Source organism: Pantoea sp. Pa-EAmG, from assembly GCF_030024295.1.
GTDB classification, from domain to species: Bacteria; Pseudomonadota; Gammaproteobacteria; order Enterobacterales; family Enterobacteriaceae; genus Pantoea; species Pantoea dispersa.
This window is the reverse complement of sequence record NZ_JASEWO010000397.1, coordinates 1-746: the sequence shown is the minus strand read 5'-3', so window position 1 is coordinate 746 and position 746 is coordinate 1. Positions and strand designations below refer to the sequence as shown.

The following is a 746-nucleotide window of genomic DNA, read 5'->3' as shown; positions in this document are numbered from 1 at the left end:
TTCAGGAAGGTAACATTGGCCTGATGAAGGCGGTGCGTCGCTTCAACCCTGAAGTTGGCGTGCGTCTGGTGTCATTTGCCGTGCACTGGATCAAAGCAGAGATTCACGAATACGTGCTGCGTAACTGGCGTATCGTGAAAGTCGCGACCACGAAAGCCCAGCGCAAGCTGTTTTTTAATCTGCGTAAAAGCAAACAGCGTCTTGGTTGGTTTAATCAGGATGAAGTGGAGATGGTTGCGCGCGAGTTGGGCGTGAGCAGCAAAGATGTCCTCGAGATGGAATCTCGTATGGCCGCGCAGGATATGACTTTCGACATGTCTTCGGATGACGAAGCTGGCGAAGGTAAGCCGATGGCACCGGTACTCTATCTGCAGGATAAAACCTCAGACTTTGCCGACGGCATTGAAGAGGATAACTGGGATGCGCACGCTGCTGATAAGCTGAGCGATGCCATGCTGAGCCTTGATGAGCGCAGCCAGCACATCATCCGCGCCCGTTGGCTGGATGATGAGAACAAAACCACTTTGCAGGAGTTGGCCGACAAATATGGCGTCTCTGCAGAGCGTGTGCGTCAGCTGGAAAAGAACGCCATGAAGAAACTGCGTATGGCGATTGAAGCCTGAGAACCATCAGGTGAAAAACGGGGCGACTTTATAGTCGCCCTTTTTATTTGCACGCAGTCCGTAGCCGCGCAATGTATTGCGCATCAGTCACCAACCCTGGCGCTTCAGGACAGCGCGATAAAT

Annotated in this window: 1 protein-coding gene; it reads left to right on the top strand. The window is 52.7% G+C overall.

Going from position 1 to position 746, the window contains the following annotated elements:
• On the top strand, positions 1-623 hold a 623-nt coding region (locus QMM04_RS22880; protein ID WP_282997168.1), incomplete at its 5' end, for an RNA polymerase factor sigma-32.
• Positions 624-746 lie beyond the last annotated feature (123 nt).